The 23,225-nt window shown below is 35.2% G+C and carries 24 protein-coding genes; 6 read left to right on the top strand and 18 right to left on the bottom strand.

Annotated elements, in window-relative coordinates:
- Positions 1-143 precede the first annotated feature (143 nt).
- Complete coding sequence (locus tag Q0972_RS09320) at positions 144-539, bottom strand: hypothetical protein (RefSeq protein ID WP_299365148.1); 396 nt, start codon at positions 537-539, stop codon at positions 144-146.
- A gap of 112 nt (positions 540-651) precedes the next feature.
- On the opposite strand from Q0972_RS09320, the gene Q0972_RS09315 reads away from it, so the two are divergent.
- Positions 652-1,053 carry a hypothetical protein gene (locus tag Q0972_RS09315; RefSeq protein WP_299365146.1) on the top strand — a complete coding sequence of 134 codons (402 nt, stop codon included), beginning with the start codon at positions 652-654 and terminating at the stop codon, positions 1,051-1,053.
- 61 nt (positions 1,054-1,114) lie between these two features.
- Here Q0972_RS09315 and pheS read toward each other — a convergent pair whose 3' ends face one another.
- The 3 genes from pheS to Q0972_RS09300 are packed head-to-tail and all read right to left on the bottom strand — an operon-like array spanning position 1,115 to position 3,221.
- A complete protein-coding gene (pheS, locus tag Q0972_RS09310) occupies positions 1,115-2,134 on the bottom strand; it encodes a phenylalanine--tRNA ligase subunit alpha (protein ID WP_299365144.1) in 1,020 nt (339 codons plus the stop codon).
- Positions 2,135-2,169: 35 nt separating this feature from the next.
- Positions 2,170-2,865, bottom strand: coding sequence for a hypothetical protein (locus Q0972_RS09305; RefSeq protein ID WP_299365142.1), 696 nt, complete (start codon positions 2,863-2,865; stop codon positions 2,170-2,172).
- A complete protein-coding gene (locus tag Q0972_RS09300) occupies positions 2,865-3,221 on the bottom strand; it encodes a hypothetical protein (protein ID WP_299365140.1) in 357 nt (118 codons plus the stop codon). The genes Q0972_RS09305 and Q0972_RS09300 overlap by 1 nt, the downstream gene beginning before the upstream one ends.
- Before the next feature lie 125 nt (positions 3,222-3,346).
- Here Q0972_RS09300 and Q0972_RS09295 point away from each other — a divergent pair, with 125 nt between their 5' ends.
- Complete coding sequence (locus Q0972_RS09295; RefSeq protein WP_299365138.1) at positions 3,347-3,865, top strand: CvpA family protein; 519 nt, start codon at positions 3,347-3,349, stop codon at positions 3,863-3,865.
- A 9-nt stretch (positions 3,866-3,874) separates the two neighbouring features.
- Here Q0972_RS09295 and Q0972_RS09290 read toward each other — a convergent pair whose 3' ends face one another.
- The 12 genes from Q0972_RS09290 to Q0972_RS09235 all read right to left on the bottom strand — a co-directional run bounded on the left by Q0972_RS09290 (position 3,875) and on the right by Q0972_RS09235 (position 16,447).
- The gene (locus Q0972_RS09290) at positions 3,875-4,504 is read right to left on the bottom strand and encodes a carbonic anhydrase family protein (protein ID WP_299365136.1); all 630 of its coding nucleotides are present in this window, start codon (positions 4,502-4,504) and stop codon (positions 3,875-3,877) included.
- A gap of 48 nt (positions 4,505-4,552) precedes the next feature.
- Positions 4,553-6,139, bottom strand: a complete 1,587-nt coding sequence (locus Q0972_RS09285) for a SulP family inorganic anion transporter (protein ID WP_299365135.1) — start codon at positions 6,137-6,139, stop codon at positions 4,553-4,555.
- 95 nt (positions 6,140-6,234) lie between these two features.
- Positions 6,235-6,495, bottom strand: a complete 261-nt coding sequence (locus tag Q0972_RS09280; RefSeq protein WP_299365134.1) for a hypothetical protein — start codon at positions 6,493-6,495, stop codon at positions 6,235-6,237.
- Positions 6,496-6,583: 88 nt separating this feature from the next.
- On the bottom strand, positions 6,584-7,342 hold the full coding sequence (locus Q0972_RS09275; protein ID WP_299365132.1) for a tetratricopeptide repeat protein: 759 nt from the start codon (positions 7,340-7,342) through the stop codon (positions 6,584-6,586).
- Position 7,343: 1 nt separating this feature from the next.
- Positions 7,344-9,119, bottom strand: a complete 1,776-nt coding sequence (locus tag Q0972_RS09270) for a BatD family protein (RefSeq protein ID WP_299365130.1) — start codon at positions 9,117-9,119, stop codon at positions 7,344-7,346.
- Positions 9,120-9,184: 65 nt separating this feature from the next.
- Positions 9,185-10,024, bottom strand: a complete 840-nt coding sequence (locus Q0972_RS09265) for an aerotolerance regulator BatC (protein WP_367182400.1) — start codon at positions 10,022-10,024, stop codon at positions 9,185-9,187.
- A gap of 54 nt (positions 10,025-10,078) precedes the next feature.
- Entirely contained in the window at positions 10,079-11,116 is a 1,038-nt protein-coding gene (locus Q0972_RS09260; RefSeq protein WP_299365128.1) for a VWA domain-containing protein, read from the bottom strand.
- Positions 11,109-12,113, bottom strand: a complete 1,005-nt coding sequence (locus tag Q0972_RS09255; protein ID WP_299365126.1) for a VWA domain-containing protein — start codon at positions 12,111-12,113, stop codon at positions 11,109-11,111. The genes Q0972_RS09260 and Q0972_RS09255 overlap by 8 nt, the downstream gene beginning before the upstream one ends.
- Entirely contained in the window at positions 12,113-13,732 is a 1,620-nt protein-coding gene (locus Q0972_RS09250; RefSeq protein WP_299365124.1) for a hypothetical protein, read from the bottom strand. The genes Q0972_RS09255 and Q0972_RS09250 overlap by 1 nt, the downstream gene beginning before the upstream one ends.
- Positions 13,733-13,820: 88 nt before the next feature.
- On the bottom strand, positions 13,821-14,687 hold the full coding sequence (locus Q0972_RS09245; protein ID WP_299365122.1) for a DUF58 domain-containing protein: 867 nt from the start codon (positions 14,685-14,687) through the stop codon (positions 13,821-13,823).
- Positions 14,688-14,761: 74 nt separating this feature from the next.
- Positions 14,762-15,763 carry a MoxR family ATPase gene (locus tag Q0972_RS09240; RefSeq protein WP_299365120.1) on the bottom strand — a complete coding sequence of 334 codons (1,002 nt, stop codon included), beginning with the start codon at positions 15,761-15,763 and terminating at the stop codon, positions 14,762-14,764.
- A gap of 156 nt (positions 15,764-15,919) precedes the next feature.
- Positions 15,920-16,447, bottom strand: coding sequence for a DUF4382 domain-containing protein (locus tag Q0972_RS09235; RefSeq protein ID WP_299365118.1), 528 nt, complete (start codon positions 16,445-16,447; stop codon positions 15,920-15,922).
- A gap of 146 nt (positions 16,448-16,593) precedes the next feature.
- Here Q0972_RS09235 and Q0972_RS09230 point away from each other — a divergent pair, with 146 nt between their 5' ends.
- From Q0972_RS09230 to Q0972_RS09215, 4 genes are all read left to right on the top strand, one after another.
- Positions 16,594-17,457: an aldo/keto reductase family oxidoreductase gene (locus tag Q0972_RS09230; RefSeq protein ID WP_299365116.1), complete on the top strand. Its 864-nt coding sequence runs from the start codon at positions 16,594-16,596 to the stop codon at positions 17,455-17,457.
- Positions 17,458-17,465: 8 nt separating this feature from the next.
- A complete protein-coding gene (locus tag Q0972_RS09225; RefSeq protein WP_299365114.1) occupies positions 17,466-18,215 on the top strand; it encodes an SDR family NAD(P)-dependent oxidoreductase in 750 nt (249 codons plus the stop codon).
- A gap of 12 nt (positions 18,216-18,227) precedes the next feature.
- The gene (locus Q0972_RS09220) at positions 18,228-18,959 is read left to right on the top strand and encodes a hypothetical protein (protein ID WP_299365112.1); all 732 of its coding nucleotides are present in this window, start codon (positions 18,228-18,230) and stop codon (positions 18,957-18,959) included.
- A 73-nt stretch (positions 18,960-19,032) separates the two neighbouring features.
- Entirely contained in the window at positions 19,033-20,166 is a 1,134-nt protein-coding gene (locus Q0972_RS09215) for an ATP-binding protein (protein WP_299365110.1), read from the top strand.
- Positions 20,167-20,538: 372 nt separating this feature from the next.
- Here Q0972_RS09215 and Q0972_RS09210 read toward each other — a convergent pair whose 3' ends face one another.
- Positions 20,539-21,726 carry a DUF1501 domain-containing protein gene (locus Q0972_RS09210; protein WP_299365108.1) on the bottom strand — a complete coding sequence of 396 codons (1,188 nt, stop codon included), beginning with the start codon at positions 21,724-21,726 and terminating at the stop codon, positions 20,539-20,541.
- A 2-nt stretch (positions 21,727-21,728) separates the two neighbouring features.
- Positions 21,729-23,102, bottom strand: coding sequence for a DUF1800 domain-containing protein (locus Q0972_RS09205; RefSeq protein WP_299365106.1), 1,374 nt, complete (start codon positions 23,100-23,102; stop codon positions 21,729-21,731).
- Positions 23,103-23,225: the final 123 nt, after the last annotated feature.

The following is a 23,225-nucleotide window of genomic DNA, read 5'->3' as shown; positions in this document are numbered from 1 at the left end:
AAACTAGTACTTGTTGTTGTCATTGCGAACACCGTGAAGCAATCTTTTTATTAGTAACTTTCTTTTCAATAAGATTTCCACGTCATTCACTTCGACAAGCTCAGCGCATCGTGTGCCTCATTCCTCGCAATGACACTCTCTTACTATTTTACCAAAACCCCTTTCAACTGCATCAAAGGAATGGTTTGTAATGCTCTATCGTTTATGGTGTTTTTTCGAAATAGGTATGTTTTATCGAACATTTGGTTGCCTTCAAAAAAAGTAACCTTAAACGAGTTGTTCAGTGCTAAAACCTGCTCTTGCAAATACTCGATCTTGGCATAGCTCCGTGCTGGTAGTTTGGCAATACTATGGCGCATAGAAGGTGTCATTTTATCCTCTGAAGTACCTTGGGAAACAATAAGTACCGTATCTAAATCCGCATCGCTATTGTTGATGATGTAGGCATTCCAATCTAGGGTGTTATATTCTAAATGTTCTTCTTGCACTACCGCAATGTAAACGTCTTTAACTTCTGGAATTTGGATGTCTTTTTTCATAGTTTATCTAAGCCTTCAAAAACAGGATAACAATTGTTAATAATAATTTAAAAGCAAAAATATAAAATGTGAATTCCCTAACTTAGAAAATCATCCGTAAAAGCTATACACCATGAAACTCAAATTCCTTATAGTCGTATTTCTTTGTTGCGCTTTCAGCTTTAGTCAAACCAATGAAAAATTAACCACCATTGAAACCGTTGAGATTCTAAACAACAATGAGCAAGAAGCCCTCTACTATTTCCAGAATAACTGGAAAGCATTACGCATTATGGCTGTTGAAAAAGGTTATATAGATTCGTTTGAGTTATTACAAACGCCATACAGTAAAGAAACGCCTTTTCATATTATGTTGGTAACCACGTATGCTAATAAAGCACAATACGATAAAAGAGAAGAACACTTCAGAGAACTTATAAAAGCCAGTGGTGAACTAAAACTTATGAATGATAAAAAGCCCACTGAATTTAGAATATCTGTGTTTAGTATTTCTGGCGCGAAGCATTTGGAGTGATTTTGGGCTTCAAAATATTAAATCACTAAAGTCCATATCTTTTTTAGTTTTGACGCCTTTGTCATATCGAAGACCTAAATTGTTCCAAAAATCTTACATCATTTTCACTCAACAACCGAATATCACTAATTTGATTGAGTAGCATGGCTATACGGTCGATACCCATTCCAAAAGCAAAACCAGAGTATTCTTTAGAGTCTATCTCACAATTTTCAAGGACATTAGGATCTACCATACCGCAACCCATAATTTCTAACCAACCTGTTCCTTTGGTAATCTTATAGTCGGTTTCGGTCTCCAGTCCCCAATATACATCCACTTCGGCACTGGGCTCGGTAAATGGGAAGTACGATGGACGTAATCTAATCTTGGATTTCCCAAACATTTCGGTCGTAAAATATTGAAGGGTTTGCTTTAAATCTGCAAAGCTCACATCTTTGTCAATGTATAGGCCTTCTACCTGATGGAAAAAGCAATGCGAACGTGCCGAAATGGCTTCGTTCCTATAAACACGGCCTGGCGAAATCGTACGAATTGGTGGTTTATTGCTTTCCATGTAACGCACCTGTACCGAACTCGTATGTGTACGCAACAAGATATCTGGATTGGTTTGAATAAAGAACGTATCCTGCATATCGCGTGCTGGATGGTATTCTGGTAAATTCAGTGCCGTAAAGTTATGCCAGTCGTCTTCAATCTCTGGCCCTTCACTGACATTAAAACCAATACGCGAGAATATATCTATGATTTGATTTTTTACTATAGAAATTGGATGGCGTGCGCCTAAAGCAATGGGTTCACCAGGACGAGATAAATCCCCATAAATACCTTCTTCCTGATCTTTACTTTCAAGAGCTTCCTTTAAGATATTGACTTTATCCTCGGCTGTTTTCTTAAGTTGATTTATAGTCTGCCCAAATTCTTTCTTTTGCTCATTAGCTACATTTTTGAATTCGGCAAAATATTGCTTTAATAAGCCCTTAGACCCTAAGTATTTTATTCGGAAGGCTTCAACGTCTTCCTTAGTCTCTGCTGTAAAGGCTTCAGCTTCAGCAATTAATTCTTTTAGCTTATCTATCATAACTCATTTCTAGTAAGGTGCAAATTTAAAAGAATTTAGATTATAGTTCGGGTATTTGAAGCTAGTTTTTCTGAATCTAGAAAGATAAATTTCATCAAGAAAAATACGGCAATAGCACCAAAAGAATGCCATAACCAATGGCTACCCATTGGAAACATATCTAAACTTTTATCTAAACTACGAAAGGTAATAGCTAATGCAAAACTCCCAATCGCCGCCAAGATATACTTGCCGTTGACAAAATTTGTTTTAATCAAATAAACAATTATTGGTGCGATAAGACTTAAACCTGAGACCACATAACCATAGGAAATCTGTAAACTCTCGGGTAGAGGCAAAGATCTAAAACCAAAATTGGCTCCAAAAATCATCACGATCCAAAGTAAGCGCCCTAATAAAGTTTTGGTGAGTTTAAAAATAAAATAGATTCCAACCGATAGAAGTAATAATGCGATGGGTACCCAATCCATAAGTAGCCAAATTTCGTGAGATCTAGTCGCGTGATAAACAGTACCACCGACAAAGCTTAAGGCAATAATGGGAATTGCAAATGCTAGATAACGATGTGTTTTAACATTCTTATAGACTTTACGAGCAAAGTATATAATTATTATAAGAAATAATAGATTACTTAATGTATTAAAAGGTTCTGCAGGGAAGCGTCCAGCTATAGTTTCCTTATAAATTGGTCCGCTGTCGTTTGGAAAAATTTGAATGAAGTACAGTAGCATTAGCTGATATAATCTATTTCTACAAAATAGTTAACAATAGCTTCCTTCATTAACACACTTTGTTCACCAGCCCTTAAAAATGGTAATTGCTCTTTTACTTTATAGTGTGGCCAACCATCATCATCAACAAAATCAAACTCATAAAAACCGTAAGGTTCTAAAAGTTTGCAGATAGCAATATGCATTAAATCGAGCTTATGGTCTTTCTTATATTCGCGATGTAATTGCCCAAGTTCTTGCACTCCGATTAAGTATATAATCGAATCGAGGTCTAGTGTGTCCCCATCTGCAAATTGCTTAGAGAGCTTCTCTACTACCAAATTCCAACGCTCTTTTAACTGTTCGTCTCTTGCCATAGTTTTACTTAAAAGGTAAGCTCATTTTATTAGAAGTTCAAAGTTAATAAACTAAATGGTCTTGATTTGCGTTATAATCTTAAAATGGCATAAATTCGTTTACTTTTGTCTAAACCGCGATTCCTATGAGTATTATTGACATTATACTGGCTGCCCTTATACTATTTGGATTTATTAGAGGACTTTTCAAGGGGCTTTTTGTAGAAATTGCTTCGCTCTTAGCATTGGTTTTAGGAGTATACGGCGCTATTCATTTTAGTTACTTTGCTGCTGATTTTTTGGAGTCTAGAGTAGATTGGAATGAAAAAACCATCAACATTATCGCCTTTGCGATTACATTTGTTATTATAGTTCTAGCGATTAGTTTGGCAGGAAAGGCGTTGACCAAACTAGCGGATTTTGCGGCTTTGGGAATGCTAAATAAATTACTTGGTGGCGTTTTTGGCGCATTAAAAATAGGGCTGATCTTAAGTATACTGCTTATTGTGTTTAATAAACTAAATAAAACTCTGCCCTTTATGGAAAAAGAAGATTTGGAAAAAAGTGCTTTATATGGGCCTGTAAAATCATTAGCACCTATGATATTTCCTAATCTGATAAAGAGTGAAGAAGAACAGGAATTAGCTTCCGAAGAAGAAGCTTAAAACTATTCATTAAAGCATTTCTACTTTTCCGGTATGGAGATTGTACACGCCTCCAACAATAGCGATTTCCCCATACTCTTCCATCTCTGCCAAGATTGGACTTTTCTTTCTAATACGGTCCATCGTTAATTTCACATTGTTCTCTACAGTTTTTGCCACAAATTCTTTGTTAGACGAATTGGCTTCACCTTCAACCTCATCGGCAGATTTTCTAACCGCGGGCATTATATTATCTAGCATTGCTGTAATATTACCGAGCTCCACACCATCACAAGCCGCTTTAACGGCGCCACAACTCTCATGCCCTAAAACTAAAATCAATTTACTACCAGCTACATTGCAAGAGTATTCCAAGCTTCCCAGAATATCAGTATTTTCAAAATTACCAGCAACTCTGGCAACAAAAATATCACCTATAGCCTGATCTAAAATGGTTTCAACAGGTACACGAGAATCTATACAAGACAGTACTACAGCTTTGGGATATTGTCCTAAAATGGTTTGATTTACCAATGCCAAATTATCCTTAGGCTCTAATTGTCCATTTATAAACCGATTGTTCCCCTCAATAAGATCATTTAGAACATCCTTTGGTGATAAGGCACTTTGTATATTTTTAGTGATTGCTGTATTTTTCATTTCTTACACTTTATTTGATTATCAGACTTTTGAAACAATAGCTTTTAGTTAGAGTTTTTCGGTTTTAAAAAACGCAATAAAACTATCGGGATTTTCAACAATGCCACGTTCTGAGAATAGTCTTATATTGATATTGCGTTCTTTAGCCTTAAATGCAAAATCTTCAAGAATTTCTATAATATCGTTATCCAAGTACCTTGTGTTTCTTACGTCTAATTCTAAAGTAGAATTCTCGGGCACACGATCTAATTCTTTTAATATAGCTCCTTTGTTAAAAAAAGTGACTTCTTCTGCTAGTGTCATTTTAATCTTACCATCATCAACGTCTTCACCTTCTTTGTGCAAGAAATGAGAATTTTTATAACTTCTGTAGAGAACGATAAATATACCAACAACAAGCCCAAGACCTATTCCTTTAAGAAGATCTAAGAATACAATCCCTAAAACTGTTACAATAAAAGGTACAAATTGCATCCAACCTCCATTATACATAGCCTTAAAAGTCGATGGTTTTGCCAATTTATAGCCTACAATAAATAGTACGGCAGCCAACACGGATAGAGGAATATAGTTTAGTATTTGCGGTATGGTAAGTACTGAAATTAATAAAAAGAAACCATGGATTATTGCACTTGCCTTTGTTTGCCCACCAGATTGAATATTTGCCGAACTGCGTACAATAACCTGAGTTATCGGCAGTCCACCTATAAAACCAGACACCATATTACCAGTTCCTTGAGCCAATAATTCTCTATTGGTAGGCGTTACCCGCTTATGAGGGTCGAGTTTATCAGTAGCTTCAACACATAGAAGTGTCTCTAACGAGGCTACCAATGCTATTGTAAATCCAGTAAGTATTACATCACCTCTGGTAATGACTTCAAAATTAGGGAATGCCAATAAGGACGCTATATCTGACAAACTTTCTGGCACTGGAACAGATACCAAGTGCTCTGCACTAAGTGCCAAATTAGAATCTCTAGTTAGAAAGAAAAAAATAATCCCTACAACTACTGCAACCAGAGGCCCTTGCACCAATTGAAAAAACTTACCTTTCTTACTCAAAACGTTGCCCCATAAAATCAATATTGCCATAGCAATTAACGCGATAATCGTTGCGCCTTTATCAAAGTTTCCGCTTAGTAATGCGTTTAATGTTTTTAATAACTCTGTGAAGGTATTTTCTCCATCCATTTGCAAAAAGGCAAAATCTCCTTCAGGGTTTTTATCTATTCCGAAGAAATATGGTATTTGTTTTAGGATAATTATGATTCCTATACCTGTAAGCATTCCTTTTATAACAGATGAAGGAAAATAATAACCAATAATACCGAGTCTAAGTATTCCAAATACAATTTGAATTGCTCCACCTAATACTACAGCTACGAGGAAATTTTCCCATCCTCCCAGTGCTGTAATAGCCGTAAGTACAATAGCTGCCAATCCTGCAGCTGGTCCACTTACACCTATTTCGGAGCCACTAAGAAATCCAACGACTATACCACCGACTATCCCGGCAATTAATCCTGAAAATAAAGGTGCTCCACTTGCTAGCGCAATACCCAAACACAATGGTAGGGCAACGAAAAATACAACTATACTAGCTGGGATATCACTTTTTAATGTTTTAAACATGTTTTTATATTGTTAGTACCCGAGAATAATCCTAAGGTGGTTGATTTAGTTAATTTTAAAATTTGATAACGTCAATTGCTATTGATTGGTGAATATTAGGCCAATCGTTGCTCTGGAGGTGGAAAAATCAAATTGAGATGTGGTTTCAGGTATTTCTTAGAAGTGTAACCAACACTTTCAAAAATAGTAGTATCTCGAGAAGTGTTCAGCGATTCTTCAGAAATATCTTCGAAGAGAAGTTTTATATCTTCTTTTTCCTCTTCTTCGCCTAGCCCCAAAAGGATAGTGCTATCAATAGAATTATCTAATGATAAAATAATAGTCGGTGCACTATTTATTAACATGAAGAAAATCATGAAAAAAAGTGCTAGGTTTTTTTTCAAAGTCATAGGTTGTGCTATAAACAAATATAACACCTACAATATATGATTTTGTTAAGAAAATCTAAAAGGACTTAATGATTTTTATGTCGCTAGCGGGAATCCAGCCTGTGGAATTATCTGAAAGTTGAATCTTTTTCCAATCCTCATAAGACTCTAAAACCTGTACTTTAGTCCCCTCATGAAGCCTAAAGACTTCCTCGGAGACCCTATTGGCTTCGGATTTAACTCTAGATTCTTGGGCAAAAACAATTGCGGGATTGTCTTTACTATTTAAACGCTCTTTTTGAAATGCCATAGCGACTGAGAAACAGGCTAAAAATAAGCTAAATACACTCACTATAAACGCAATTCGTTTTCTTGATGTTGCATAAGAGAAATGGTACATTAAAAACAATAAAACAAATATCATGACGCCTACAATCGCTATTTTCGCCCAAGTATCTGTATTAAAAGTGTTTACAACATTATTAACAATTCTAGCAAAGCCAACTTGAGGTGCTTTATCAATAGCGTCTATGGTCATATTTTGCGCATAAGCCAGATTGTTTTTTATGTCTGTGTCTTTAGGGTTGAGCAATAATGCTTTTTCATAATAGTAAACACTTGGCGCAATATTGTTAAGCTTGTAATTAGCATTACCGAGATTAAAATAAAGTTCAGCTGAATGTTCACCTGTTTCTAATACCGATTCGTATTTATCTATGGCCTCAGCATACTTCCCCTGATTGTACAAAGCGTTGGCTTCATCAAAAAGTTGGTTGTTTTGAGAGAATACAAAAAGCCCCAAGCAATAAACTAATATGGTAATATGTTTTTTCACCTTATCTTATTTGTTTGTCTATTAGTGAAATTGTTTTTGCCGATTTATCATAATCATTATTCATTGTAACATTGGTTATTGGTGTATAACGTGCCAGTTCACAGTTTTCTAATATTGAAATAAAATCTGATGTCACTTGGTTTTCTACTTGTCGTTTTTCAAGGAGATTGCCAATCTTTTCTTTGTTAAAATCACTAGTTTCAATATTTAGCTTAGCTTTTAAGTAGTTATGAAGTGCTCTTTCTAAAGATTCATAGAAGACCTCTTTCTGGCCTAAATTTTTCTTCGCCTCACCGAGATACTTTCTGGCCAATCGATCTGCTTTTCTAATACGATTACCCTGAACGTCAGCATCGCGTTTATCTTTTGTTCTTCTTATAAATATGGCTACTGGAATCGCAAAAAATGGTAATAATAACATAGACCAAAACCCTGTTGATTTAAAAAATGGCTTGCTAATAATTGGTGTCCAATTAGATGTGGTTTTTATAAATGCAAAGGTATTGGTACTAGGTCTTACCGTTTGCTTTGTGTTTACCGCTGCTTTAGCTTCATCTGTATTATTTATTGCAGCTGTAGGGCCTTCAAGTACATCAATAACTATTTCGTCTGATGTTATGCGTCTATAGCTTTCCGTCTTTAAATCGAAATATGAAAAGGAAATAGAAGGGATCGGATATTTACCTCTGTACTGTGGTACAATAGTATATGTATCTGAAATGCGACCTTGCATTCCGCTTAAATTTGTGCGTACATTTTCCTTATGCTCTGGTTCATAGACCTCAAGTGAACTTGGCGTCGTTAATGTTGGAAGTTCAAATAGCTTTAAATTCCCTTTACCAGAAACTTCTATTTTTGCCTGAAGTGATTCTGTAGCATTCAGTTGACTCTTTGATGTTGTTACAGTAAACGTAAAATCCCCTACTGCGCCTTTAAAGTCTGATGGCTTCCCTCTCTCGGGCAAAGGTTTTACGTTAATGGTTCTACTCCCTGCTGTTATCGTCTTAGGGACTTTGGTCATTATTTGGCGCCCAAAAATATCTGCTCTTCCCGAAGGGACTTCAACAGTAACATCCAAGACTAAAGGCTCTAGCTTTAGCTTTCCTGTCTTTTGTGGATAAAGTACTGTCTTTCTGAGAACTACATAACGATATTCTTCACCTTTATATGAGCCTTTCTGAATATTTAACCCTTTAATCTCAATGTTCTGACTCCAAAAATCGTTATATCTAGGATTGTCTTTTTCTCTCCAATTGCTTACACCAGTTTCTGGGGAGACATACAGTTTGTATACTACAGTTAGGCCTTCATTTAAATAAGGGTTAGTTTTAGAGACCTCAGCTACCAAATGAATATTTTCGGAAGCTACGTCTGAAGCATCTGGCGATCCATTTGGCCGATCAACAGCAGCTGTTACAGTTATTGTTATGGGGAAAGTTTTATAAATCTCTCCTTCGATCTCAATCTTTGCTTGTTTTATGGTGAACTTGCCTCTTTTTTTAGGAGCCAGAAAATAACTATAGGTTTTTTGGTACGTCTTTTTACCATTGGCATAAGAATTCATCAAAGATGTATTAGGGCCACCTACTACGGTAAAATCATCAAAACTTGGAGGTACAAAGTTATCTCCATCTTTGTTCATCTCAAAATCGATACGCAAACGTTCATTAATTCCTAACTTCTTCTTACTGACTTTGGCTTCAAATTTTACTTGGGAAAAAGCTAAGTTTGTAATAAACAGTATTACTAATATTGATATGTGCTTAGTTAAGTTCATCTGTTAAAAAACATACCGACTGCTTTTTTGGGAAATATTAAAGTTTTGTAAACTCCAAATATCGTTTACCAGTCCTTCTCTGTTTTTACTTTGGCTCCTTTTTGTTTTTCGGCATTTATCTTCTGCTGAACTTTCTGTTCTTGGTTCTGCATAGCGTCTAAGATATTCTTCATTTGCTGGGGAGACATTTGGCCAGGCTTAGGTTTTGGCTTTTGGTTTTTATCCTTATTGTCCTTATCTCCTTTACCATCATCTTTTTTATCGTCTTTAGGCTTTCCGTTTTCATCTTCCTCTTTGTCACCTTCCTTTTTATCTTTATCGCCTTCGTCTTTTTTATCCTTGTTTTCTTTATCCTCGTCTTCTTTTTTTTGTTCTTCCTCCTTATCTTTTTCTTCTTCTTTGTTCTCGTCTTTTTTATCGTCTTCGCCACCTCCATCTTTTTGCTGCTCGGCACATTCCTTTGCTAAGGCAAAGTTGTAACGCGTTTCGTCATCATTAGGATTACTTCTAAGAGCGTTCTTAAATGCTTCAACTGCCTCTTTGCATAAGTCGTTCTTCATCAAAATATTACCAATATTATGATAAGCTCTATGCTTTTCGTCTTTTGTAGTTGCATTCTTTGCTGCCTCTTGACTTCTAAACAATGCTTCGTCTAGGCTTCCTTTATTGTAGTACGAATGTGCCAAATTGTAGGATCCAACAGCTTTACTAGGTGCTTTAGAAATGGCCTTTCTGTATTCCATTTCTGCTTCTACGTAATTGTTATCTTCTAACAATTCGTTAGCATTATACACTAAATTAGACGCTTTTCTTTCGTCTTTTAGACGTTCCTTGTCAATTTCTTGCGAAAGACCTGAAAACCCTATTAGTATTACAAGAATCAATGTGTAAAACTTCATACCCATTCTACTTTAATTTAAAAGTAACAAACCCTTTGTTTTATTAGCGTTAAAGAAACTCTAAAAGTTTTCATTAAACAAATTAAGTTTCTTTAACCAAGCTGTTTTTCGCTCTAAAAATAATATATCGATAAAAAGCAATACAATCCCTAAGCCCAAAAACCACTGAAATTGGTCTTTATAATCTGCTATTTGTTTAGATTCAAATTCTTTTTTGTCCATCTTGTCGAGAACATCTTTTATAGTTTCTACAACCTCTCCCGTATTGCTTCCATTAACATATATACCGTTAGTCTCTTCGGCAATTTGCTGTAATGTAGTTTCATCTAAACGCGTAATAACCGTCTCACCATTACGATCCTTTTTGTAATTGAGTACAATACCATTTCGTTTAATTGGTATTGGACCTCCTTTAGTGTCGCCTACACCAACGGTTAATATCCTTATACCTTCTTCCATGGCTTCTTCTGCAATATCTACTGCCTCTCCACCATGATCTTCCCCATCGGAAATGATAATTAAAATTCTATTGGTTTGCTCTTCATCATCATAATAGGTTTTCGCCAATTGAATCGCTTCATGTATAGCCGTTCCTTGGGAAGATAACATATCTGTATTCATATTTTGTAAAAACATCTTGGCTGATGCATAGTCCGTTGTTATTGGTAATTGGGGGAATGCTTTACCTGCATAGGCAATAATACCTACACGATCACTTGCTAAACTGTTTATGATTTCCCTTACCAGTTGTTTTGATTTTTCCAATCGATTTGGTGCAATATCCTCGGCCAACATACTCTTTGAAACATCTACCGCAAAGACAATATCAACACCTTGGCTGCGCACCGTTTCTAGTTTTGTACCAATTTTAGGATTGACCAAAGCCAATGATAAGCAGGCAAACGCACCACATAGTACCAGTATTTTTAAAGTACTTTTGAACAGGGATTGATTTGGGCTTAATCGCTTAAGCAAATAACTATCTGCAAACTTTTTTCGTGCTGCGCGCTTCCAGATTTGTAATAGTACAAATAATAATACGATTACTGGGATTACCAGCAACGTCCAAAACCATATTTTCTCGTCGAGTCTAAACAAAGCTTCTAAATATTGTATGTCGTAATATTAATTCTATTAAAAGTAACAACCCAGCTAATAAAACTAATGGTCTATACTTTTCTTCATAATTGTAATACTTCTTTTCTTCTACTTCCGTTTTTTCTAGCTTATTGATTTCTTTATAAATTTCTGCGAGCTTTTTATTGTTGGTTGCCCTAAAGTATTTTCCACCAGTAGCTTCTGCAATTTCTTCTAATAACGCTTCGTCTATTTCAACTTGTTGGCGTCCATATCTAAATGTTCCGTTAGGGTTTATCGCAATCGGAGATAGAGCCATACCGTTAGTCCCCAAGCCAATAGTATATACTTTGATGCCATATTCTACAGCAAGTTCACTGGCTATCTTTGGGTCTATAAAACCAGAGTTATTGACTCCATCCGTTAAAAGAATAATGACTTTACTCTTGGCCCTACTATCCTTGAGGCGATTGACAGAAGTTGCCAATCCCATACCAATCGCAGTGCCTCCTTCTATAATCGTATTGTATTTAATGTCCCTAAGCGAACGTTGCACAATGGATTTATCGCTTGTAATTGGTGTTTTGGTATAGGCTTCGCCAGCATATTCAACCAATCCTATTCTGTCATTTGGACGACCATCGATAAAATCTGCCGCTACTGCTTTTAAGGCTTCTAATCGGTTTGGCCGTAAATCTTTTGCCAACATACTTGCCGAAACATCAATAGACATCACAATATCGATACCTCTTGTTGTTTTAGTTCTTGTAGATACATCTACAGTCCTTGGTCTGGCTAAAGCAGTTATTAATAAGCCCAAGGCCAAAAGCCGAAATACAAAAAGTAAATGTCTCAATTTTGACCAAAGGGAAGAGGAAGTTTTAAAACCTTTGATACTGGATATTTTAAGCTCGGCCGTTTGTTTGTTATGCTTAAAAACATACCAGACTATGGCTATTGGTATTAGCAATAGAAACCAAAATAATTCTTTATTTAAAAACTCTATATTCTCAAACATCAATTCTGGGCTTCTTGTTCGGCATTTGCTTGTTCGTCTGACTTCAATTCTATAGAACCGATAATTCTATCGATAATCTCTGCTACGTATACATCATCTTTTGACCAAATTAGTGTCACGTGCATTATGGCATCATTTGTAGCAAAACTAAAAATGGCATATTCCCCTTTTAGGGTATCTCCCGAATTAGGAATAGGGAAATCAGCATAACCATAAGTCTTAATCCCCTCAACAGCATTAGGTGTTATGTATTGTTCTCCTTTAGTGATAATGTTCTGAACATTTTTAGATTCCCACTCACTTAAAATCTGGTCGATGGATTGTGCTACATTTTTTTCAATATCCTCTTGCTTTGGTTGATTTTCTACTTTAACTGCTTTAGTTGTAATAATGGCTATACTAATATTCTTGTGTTCGCCTCCAAACGCAAAAATTGTACGTTCAAATTTATCCTTCAATTCATTAGGAAGTGAATCTGGCATACGTTTTAATACTTGAGGTGTTTCTATATAAACTGGGGGAAAGCCATAAGCACTTTCAACCCACTCGCCCTCTAATAGCTCTTTACTCTCGTTACCTAAGACAGTATCTTTTACATAACCAAATCCATATTTTAGACCAAAACCTACATAAGTAGCTATGATTAAGAATAGTGAAATAGCTACTGTTAGTATAATCTTTCTTCGCTTCTTTTTGCGCTCTTGCGCTTCTTTGTATTGTTGGTCTAAAAGCTTTTCTTCTTCCGTAGGCTCTGGCAAACATGCCTTAACGCTTTCTACTTCCTTTTCTATGGTGGCCCTATCCATTTCAATAAGGGCAACATCAGGAGCTGATTTTGCAAACTTTACGAGGTCTGCTCGTTTTAGAATGGTCTCAAGATTATGAATGGTTTCTTTTGTAAAAGGAAATTGATTCCCTTCTTTTAATAGTTGAAGTCTCGAAATTAATTCATCTGTTGTACTTTCTAGTGAACGATCGTAAACCTTTTCGTCTAAATATTTCCGGATAACCAACGTTAACTCAGAATAATAGTCTTTGATTTCGGATCGGATTAAGTACTGACTCTCGTCCAGTTTTTTTAATGCTAGTTTTGCACGATCGTAAGGAGGTAACAATGCTATCTCTTCCTCTTCGGTGAGTGGTTTTTGTCTCCAAATAAACCAATATAATAGGAAAGCTACTAAGGCAATTGCTATTAAAATTCCTAATAACCACAACCACCAATTACTACCGCTTTTGTCTACTTCTATTATAGGTTTGATATCATAGAGTTTCTGCTTCGTAGTATCTACTTCAATAGTATTAACCTCCACCTTGAGCGAATCTGTAAAGAAAGGTTTATCACCAATAATAATTTTTTGCCGTGGAATGGTATAAGCGCCTGAATCGAATTGTGTAAGCTTATAAACTCTGGACAGTAGAACCTTGGCGTCTTTTTTGATGGTATCTACATCTGAAGCTTCAACAGCTTCTAGAGGCATAAATGTTTGCCCTTCCGGAAAAACAACCAATGCTGTAGAATCCGCTTCGACTTTGATTTTATAATCTATTTGTTCGCCTATGCGAATTTTAGTAGTGTCAACTTCAGAAGTAACTTGAGCATAAGAAACAAGATTCAAAAGACAAAAGACAAGACATAATATCAATTGATTTCTTGTTAGTACAACCCTTGTATATAACTTTTCACTTTTCACTTCTAACTTCTAATTATCCTCTTCTTTTAAAATAGCCTAACAATTTCTTTACGTAACTTTCATCAACTCTACAGTTTATAGTTCCTGCTCCAGATTTAGTAAAACTGTCCTTAAAATAATCGACCTTATCATTGTAGAACTTACCATAATTAAGCCTTACTTTTTTTGATGCCGTATTGACTAGCATTAATTCACCAGTCTCTTCATCCTCCATTTGTACCATACCTATATTGGGAATGGTCTCTTCGTGTTTATCATAAATTCTTATTCCGGTGATATCATGCCTACCTGCTGCAATCTTTAAGGTTTGCTTATAATCGTCAGCAATAAAATCGGACAATACAAAAACAATAGCCTTCTTTTTCATCACATTAGATAAGAACTTAAAGGCTTCCGCAACATTGGTTTTTTTACTTTTTGGCTGAAATTCTAAAAGCTCTCTAATAATCCTCAAAACATGAGAGCGTCCTTTCTTTGGAGGTATGTATAGCTCTATGTCGTCCGAAAACAATATCAACCCAATTTTATCATTATTCTGCGTGGCTGAGAACGCTAGTGTTGCCGCTATTTCAGTAACGATCTCATCTTTAAATTGATTTTTTGTTCCAAAGAATTTACTTCCCGATACATCGGCCATAAGCATCATGGTGAGCTCACGTTCTTCTTCGAAGACTTTTACAAAAGGTTCGTTATAACGTGCAGTAACATTCCAATCGATATTTCTTACATCGTCACCGAATTGATATTGACGTACTTCTGAAAACGTCATACCACGTCCTTTGAAGGTTGAATGGTATTCGCCACCAAATATATGATCAGACAACCGACGTGTCTTAATCTCTATCTTTCGTACTTTTTTTAGAAGTTCTTTGGTATCCATGTTTCAATTTACGATTGAAGATTGTTGATTTACGATTTCTGAAATCGTCATTCGTTATTCTAAAATCTTAAATCCTATGGTACTTCGATTTCGTTGACGATTTTGTTGATAATATCTTCTGAAGTGACATTTTCGGCCTCGGCTTCGTAAGTAATGCCTATTCTATGTCTTAAAACATCGTGAACTACAGCTCTTACGTCTTCTGGAATAACATAGCCTCTTCGCTTAATAAAGGCGTAGCACTTTGCAGCAGTGGCTAAATTAATACTACCACGTGGTGATGCACCAAAAGAAATCAAAGCCTTTAAATCTCCAAGCCTGTACTTTTCGGGATAACGCGTAGCGAAAATGATATCTAAAATATATTTCTCGATTTTCTCGTCCATATAGACTTCCCTTACGGCTTCTTGTGCACTTAAAATTTGCTTAATGGAGACTACTGGGTTTACTTTATCGAAGGTGCCTTTGAGATTGGCACGTACTATAAGTTGCTCCTCATCTAGTTTTGGATAATCAATTACCGTCTTTAGCATAAAACGATCAACCTGAGCTTCAGGCAAAGGATATGTTCCTTCTTGCTCTACTGGGTTTTGAGTTGCCATAACCAGAAACGGCCTGTCGAGTACAAAAGTTTCATCTCCAATAGTGACCTGTTTTTCTTGCATGGCCTCTAATAAAGCAGACTGTACTTTAGCTGGTGCTCTATTAATCTCATCAGCTAACACAAAATTGGCGAAGATTGGACCTTTTTTAATAGAGAAATCATTCTCTTTGATATTATAAATCAAGGTTCCTATGACATCTGCAGGTAATAAGTCTGGCGTAAACTGAATCCTGCTAAAACTAGCCTCAATAGCTTTAGATAAGGTATTGATAGCTAAGGTTTTTGCCAAACCAGGAACCCCCTCTAGTAAGATATGCCCTTGACCAAGTAACCCAATAAGCAAACGTTCAACCATGTGCTTCTGACCAACAATTACCTTATTCATTTCTAAAGTCAGTAGATCAACAAATGCACTTTCTTTTTCTATCTTTTCATTAATTGATTTTATATCAATTGTACTCGTTTCTTCCATGTTTTAAAGGTTTATGAACGAACTTGTTTTTAGTCATTTTTAGAAGATGCAAAATGTTAAAATAATTCGGTAGTTGCTGTTAACAATTGGTTAAAAAATAAAGAGCCGCAATTGGTTACGGCTCTTTATATCTTCATTAATTATGGATTAAGATAATTAATATTCAATTTGTCTGATTTCTGTATACAGTTTTGGACTCAATACCATGATGTTTTCTTGTTCATTATAGCTAACAGAAGCATCAATGTCTATGTCAATAACAACATCATAACGCCTCTTGGGATTTAACTGTGTCCCAATTAAATTAGATGGCGCTGCATCGCCTAAATAAGAAACATCCAAGCTATGTAAAGTGTTACTGATATCCATAAAGTTATTATCCCCAAGCACTAATCTTATTTCAAAAACATAATCTGCTTCTATTTCCATATTATCTACCAAAACTAAAGGATCATTCTCCCTAAAATCACATGCATTAAAAACCCCTTGATTGATTGCATTTAAGCTAACCCAAGCATTAGGATTATTTTCATCTTCTATGACCTTTAACTGAACATCTTCGATATCTATATAGACCTTATCAAGTGCATTGGTGGTACTTTTTAATTTTACGGTAATGCTAGTTACATTACCATCTACACTTATGTTGTCTTTAGAACAATTTGTAAAGCATACTGAAAACATAAGAATGAAAAGTAGATTTTTTAGCGATTGATAATATGTCATGATTGGGGAAATGGAATAATTACGAAACAAGGATACTGTAATCCTTAGGTTTTAAGTATTTTTATACATCAATTGCAAAAAAATCCATATAACCTGAAAAAAAAGTGAAATATTCTCGATTAATTGCAGGTACTATGACCTGGGGAAGTTGGGGCAAGCAACTCTCAAAAAAAGAGATGGCAGATTTAATGCATCATTGCCTTGACCATAATATCACAACCTTCGATCATGCAGATATTTATGGTGCTTACACCACAGAAGCCGATTTTGGGAAAGCTTTTTTGGATTCTGGTATTAAAAGAGAATCTATCCAACTTATTTCTAAATGCGGTATTCAATATCTATGTGAAAACAGAGATAATAAGGTGAAGCACTATAATTACAGTAAAGACTATATTATTTGGTCTGTTGAAGAATCCTTGAGAAATCTTGAAACCGAATATTTAGACCTGCTATTATTGCATAGACCAAGCCCTTTAATGGTCGCTGAAGAAATAGCTGAAGCTATAACTATTCTAAAAAAAGATGGAAAAATCAGGGATTTTGGTGTTTCTAATTTTACATCTTCTCAAATGGACATGATTGGTTTACGTATGGATATAGATGTAAATCAGATAGAGTTCTCATTAACACAACACTCTGCTATGCACGATGGCACTTTGGATTATATGACGACATGTGGCATAAAACTTATGGCATGGTCACCTCTGGGTACTGTGTTTAGAGAAGATACTGAACAAACCCGACGTATCCATAAACAACTTGGTGAACTGATGGATAAATATAATGCTACCGAAGATCAACTACTATTGGCTTGGATAATGAAGCATCCTGCTGGTATTCACCCTGTTATTGGCACCACAAATAAAGAGCGATTAAAACAGGCGATGGAAGCTTCAAAAATTGACCTTGAACTCGAAGACTGGTTTTTAGTATTGGTAGCAGCACAAGGTCACAAAGTCCCTTAAAATATACTATGAAGAAAACAGCGTTAATAACCGGAGCAACTAGCGGTATAGGTAGAGCCACAGCTTACGAATTTGCCAAACACGGTATTAAGTTAGTGTTGTGTGGACGGAGACAAGAACGTCTAGATGAACTTGAAAAAGCCTTATCAAAACAAACCGAAGTACATACCTTAAATTTTGATGTCCGTGATAAAGCAAAAACTTTAGAAGCTATTGAATCCTTACCAAAAGAATTTCAAGATATAGATATCTTAATTAATAATGCTGGCAATGCTCATGGTTTGGACCCTATACAAACCGGAAGTTTAGACGATTGGGACGCTATGATGGATATTAATGTGAAAGGGCTTCTTTATGTAAGCAAAGCGATAATTCCTCAAATGACAGAGCGCCAATCTGGTCATATCATCAATATTGGTTCTTCAGCTGGTAAGGAAGTGTACCCTAAAGGCAATGTGTATTGCGGTAGTAAACATGCCGTTTTAGCCATTACCGAAGGTATGCGTATAGACCTCAACCCTTTTGGTATTAAAGTTACGGCCATAAATCCTGGATTGGTAGAAACTGAATTCTCAAAAGTACGTTTTAAAGGCGGAAAAGAAGCAGACTCTGTTTACAAAGGCTATAAAGCATTGCAAGCTGAAGATGTAGCTGAAGTGATTTACTTTGCAGTATCTAGACCAGCACATGTTAACATCGCTGATGTATTAATGTTTTGTACAGCTCAGGCAAATTCTACCATTGTGAAGAAAAACTAATCTCACTCCAAAATGGGCAAAAAAAAATCTACAAAAACCAATTGGAAACCAACAGATAATAGATTTGTTGCTTTCTTAGATATCTTAGGTTTTAAAGATTTGGTAATGAGAAAGTCTCATGATGAAATATATAAATCACTTAATGGAATCTCTAAAACTAAAAAAACTATAGAAGAAGCAGCCTTAGAAATAGACGATTTTGGTGATGCTGAAGTTTATGTAGTGAGTTTTTCTGACTCAATTGTAATTTTTTCAAAAAACGATAGTTTTGAGAATTTCCATTATTTTTTATTAGCCACTCGTTGGATGTTTACTAAAGCTTTTAATAATCAGATTCCTATTAAAGGCGCAATTGCTCACGGTGAAATTAGTCTTAACCAAAGAGCACAAATATACTTTGGTCAAGCCATAATAGATGCATATTTGATGGAAGAGGATGTTAATTACATGGGTGTTGTAGCACATAATAGTATTGACAACTATATTTCAAAAATTAAAAACGAGAAAGATTTAACAAGAATAGATGCCATTTTATTTGAAGAAAAAACACCTCTAAAATATGGCCTTCTAACTCATACAAATCTGAATTGGTTTAGGATAATTAAGAAAGATGTCAATGAGAAAGCCGAAATTGAAGATATTGCAATCAAAATAAATCTATTCAAAAAATCTTCATCAGGCACAGCTAGAAAATATATAGATAATACACTCACTTTATTTACCAAAATCCAAAACCTCATATAAATACATAATGTAATCTAAATAAGATTTAATTTCTTAAAACAATCAGATTCCTGCTTTCTCAGGAATGACAACTATGATTAATAAACGCCTCCTAATAAAGAATCTACTAGCTCATAACGATGAGAATAGTTTTTATGACAAAAAGCGAAAAGTGGACATCAGTCATAAAGAAGGAAAGGCTAAATTTTTAAAGCACATATGTGCACTATCCAATAGTAATCCCAAGAACAATTCGTATATCGTTATCGGAGTTGAGGATGAGGACAATAAAATCATCGGTACCGATTTTTTTGACGACAGTAAAATACAGAATCTCATCAATGCCTATCTTACCAACCCACCTATTGTTCAGTACGAAAATATTCCTTTTCCGCATCTTCCCGATGATAAAGTTGTTGGTTTGGTCACTATAAGACCAATAAATAGTATTACCTCATTAAGGAAAAACATCTGGAAATACTATGGTGGTTCGGTTTTCTTTAGGGATGGCAGTATGAGCATGCCCAAAGTCTTTGATATTGAAATTAAAGACGTTAATTCTAGAATTGTGGCGTCTATTGAAAACCACGCTCAAAACAACATTGAACTGACCCTTGATGGTGTGTTTGATTTTATGAACAAACGGAAAGACTTCAATCCGCTTTACAAGGTATTTAAAGAGTATTTTGTATTGTGCTGGTCTGGGCAAAAAAAGCATGTTAAGGATGAAATTTTCTATTCTCGTGTTGATATTGAATTGGTTAACGAACAAGTTCGACTGTTCTACTCGGCTTTAGATGAGGTTGCTATTTTTTATGATGAAGATTCTTTTAAGATTATAGAATATGTGAGACTTGGACTTCAAAAATCCTTCAAATACTATAAACTTGAAGAAAAGACGATTCGTTTCGATAATAATGCCAATTATTCCATAGAAGCTAATTTAATTTTTAAACCTCCTCAATATGATAAAAAGGTGCTACATCATATTTACAATACGAATAATACGTTATTAGAGAAGCTTGAAAAAGGAATTACACTTGCCAATCATGAGATTCCTGATCTCAAGAATTTAGCAGCAAGCTATTTAATCTGCTATCTCAACGGTTTTGAAGATGCTTTGCCTAAACTCGATTATGCCAAGCCCTATATAAAAAAGTATAGCTTAGACCTCTATAAGTCTTACAAGGAAACAATTAGGATACTCCGCAAAGTGAAATACAATTAAGTTTATCGGATTTAATTAAGGCTTTATCCATGTTTTATGCATCTTATCGAAATCGATTTTTAGGACATGCAGATTATACATTTTTTTCTACCATTCATCAAAAAATTGGATATGCAATTAATATTATGCGCATCTTTGATATGCTATTAATCAATTACACAACCTTGTTTCATTTAAGCTATTAGCCAAAGTTGAGACAAGGTTTTTTAGTTGGGTAATGACTAAATTCCAACTCTTATATTATGGTTTGGCAATCGTCTCAAGATATTTCAACTGTAACTGCTTAATAGGTAAAATCTTGGTTTTAGAAAATGCAATCTCTACAGTGTTGTTAACATGTCGCTCTCCAGCTCCAAAAATTAAATGTTATGGCTAAATAAAACTAAGTTTCTTATAGGTATTGTTCAAAACCAAAGCGTCGTCTGCTTCTAGCCAACGATTTAAAATAGTAGCATAAACTGTTCTGAAATCAATTTTGTACTTTAAATCGCCATTGCTATCCAAGTCACTAAGGCTAGTGAGTTTATTATAAAAACCTGCTTTTTTTAATTTCTTTCCAATTATAAAGACATTATTTGCGGCACCATGATCTGTACCATTTGCCGCGTTTTGTTTTACGCGACGGCCAAACTCTGAGAATGTCAAAATAAGTGTATCTTCAAAAGTCTTATGTTGCCTCAAGTCTTCTACAAAAGCAAATACACTTGTTGCATATTGCGTCAATAATCGTTTTTGGATATTGGGCTGATTGGCATGTGTGTCAAATCCTCCTAGAGATGTGTAAAATACTTTAGTATCTAATCCAGAATTTATAAACTGAGCAACATTTTTAAGCTGTTTGGCAAATTTGTTTTGTGGATAATTTTGCTGCGACCGTTTTACTTTGGTTTTTTCATAAATATATTTTGCAGAAGACCTTGCTTCAATCATGGTTTGGTAGAGATAACCCAAATTATGTTCACTTAAATGTTTGTCATTGTAATGCCTAAGAACACTTTTAAAAAAAGGATCTTTAGCGGTATTGTATAATACTTTATAGTCATTAGTGGCAATTCCATTAAAATGTTCTCCTTTCATTGCCAAACTCAATTGCTCATCCATTTCAATGGCATTATAAGGCTTATATCCATGTGCATCTAAGTAACGTCCTAACCATCCACTTTGTAAATACTCATTAGAATCACTTGCAGTTTGCCAGATATCCATCGACCTAAAATGTGATCTTACGGGATTAGGGTAACCTACGTTATTAATAATTGACATTTCGCCATTATCAAATAACGATCGCAACGGTGCTAAACTAGGATGAAAACCTAAATGGTCATTGAGCCTTATAATATCTTTTGTAATTGCCAAACGAGGTCTTGCATTGTAGTAGATATCATTATTAAAAGGAATTACGGTATTAAGTCCATCATTACCTCCCGCAAGTTGAATAATTACTAAGCGTTTATAGCCTAGTTGTTGCGAAGTAACCGACTCAAATGCCTTGACAAAGCTTGGCACAAATAACAGGCTACTTGCTAAAGCCGAATCCTTTATAAATTTTCGTCTCTCCATAACTAACACATTTGATATTCTGGTAGTGACATCAGCTGAACACAGTAATCGCGCTTAGACGCTTTACTTAAAGTTCTTAAATATTCTGCTGTTCCTTCATTAACCTTACCTTGAACGATAAAATCAGAAAGATCCTCGTTCTCAATAGATTCAAAATTTTCTAAAAACAAGTCCCAATCTGGCAATGTCCTAAAGGGTAACTTTCCTTTACTTCTTTTGATATATTGGTCTTTAAATCTGTCATTAAAATCACCGTATTCCTTAATAGAAATTAAAGCATTATTTAATAGTAGCGACGGGAGTTTTAAGCGCAGCATAATAGTATTGGCATCTATCCAGGCCTTATCCCCTTTCCAGCCTGCCACATTTGGAGGGTTTAGCAACTGTTGGCCTAATGCCTTTTGAATAAAGAGAAGGTCCGTCTTTCTCTCAAACTTTATAGGAACTGTGTTTGCCATTCCGACCAAAAACTCGATTGGTGATTTAATTTTTGCCCCTATGTTTTTCTCACTGTAGAACCAGTCTGAAAGAAACACAAAGCGCATCAAGTTTTCGATATCATAATCCTCATAGAATACATTTGTCATAGCTTCAATATGATGCTCATTTGGGATAGGATTTACAAAATAACGGTATACCTTACCTGAGATAAAACGTGCACATTGTTTGTTGTCTAAAATCATATCTATAATAGCATCACCATCGTATCTTCCTGTTCTATCAAAAAAGGTTTTATAGCCATAATCATGTTGAAGGTTCCTAAATACAAATTCCCCCTCAAAATTATGATTGTATCCTGTGAAGGCCTTAGCACTCTCTTTAATGTCTTTCTCAGAATAATGTCCTTCACCCAAAGTAAATAATTCCATCAGTTCTCTGGCGAAGTTCTCATTGGGCTTAAGCTTTCTATTTTGTTTACCATTTAGGTATTTTAACATTGATGCCTCTCTTGAAATTGCTTTAACAAAATCCCTAAAGTCTCCAAGAGCAAAATATCGAAGTGTATTATTGTATTGAAGCATATGCTTGGGATTTCTGTCTCTGCAAACAAAATGATTGACCCAAAAAAGCGTCATACGCTCCCTGAGTAGTTCTTTAGGAAACACGAGGTGCTCCATCCAAGCATAGTTAAACTTTAATATGGTTTTGGTATTCTTCTCACGTATCTCTTTTGCCAATGACGGAAATTTCTTTATATCTCGAGGATTGACACCTTCTAAATAGGAAAGGTCCAAATCTAATGGTGTCATAGTCTTAGAATTTTCAAAAAGTGCATTGACAACCTGTTTTCTATCCAGAGACATATTACCTAGTGTTCTAGGCTGTATTCCAAAACCCGCTCGCCAATATAAGTGTTGAAGTTCTTTCGTTGTCATATATTTTAGACTGAAAATGATCTCAATGGTTTAATAATTCCAAAAACCATTCCTAATTCAAATTTAATGGTATTTAAATTAAAAAACCGTTCCTCTACGAGCAACGGTTTTATTTATTCCTTA

Origin of the sequence: Winogradskyella sp., from assembly GCF_028282165.1 — a bacterium.
Lineage (GTDB): Bacteria > Bacteroidota > Bacteroidia > Flavobacteriales > Flavobacteriaceae > Winogradskyella.
The sequence above is the reverse complement of the archived record's forward strand: the minus strand, read 5'-3'. Positions and strand labels throughout refer to the sequence as shown.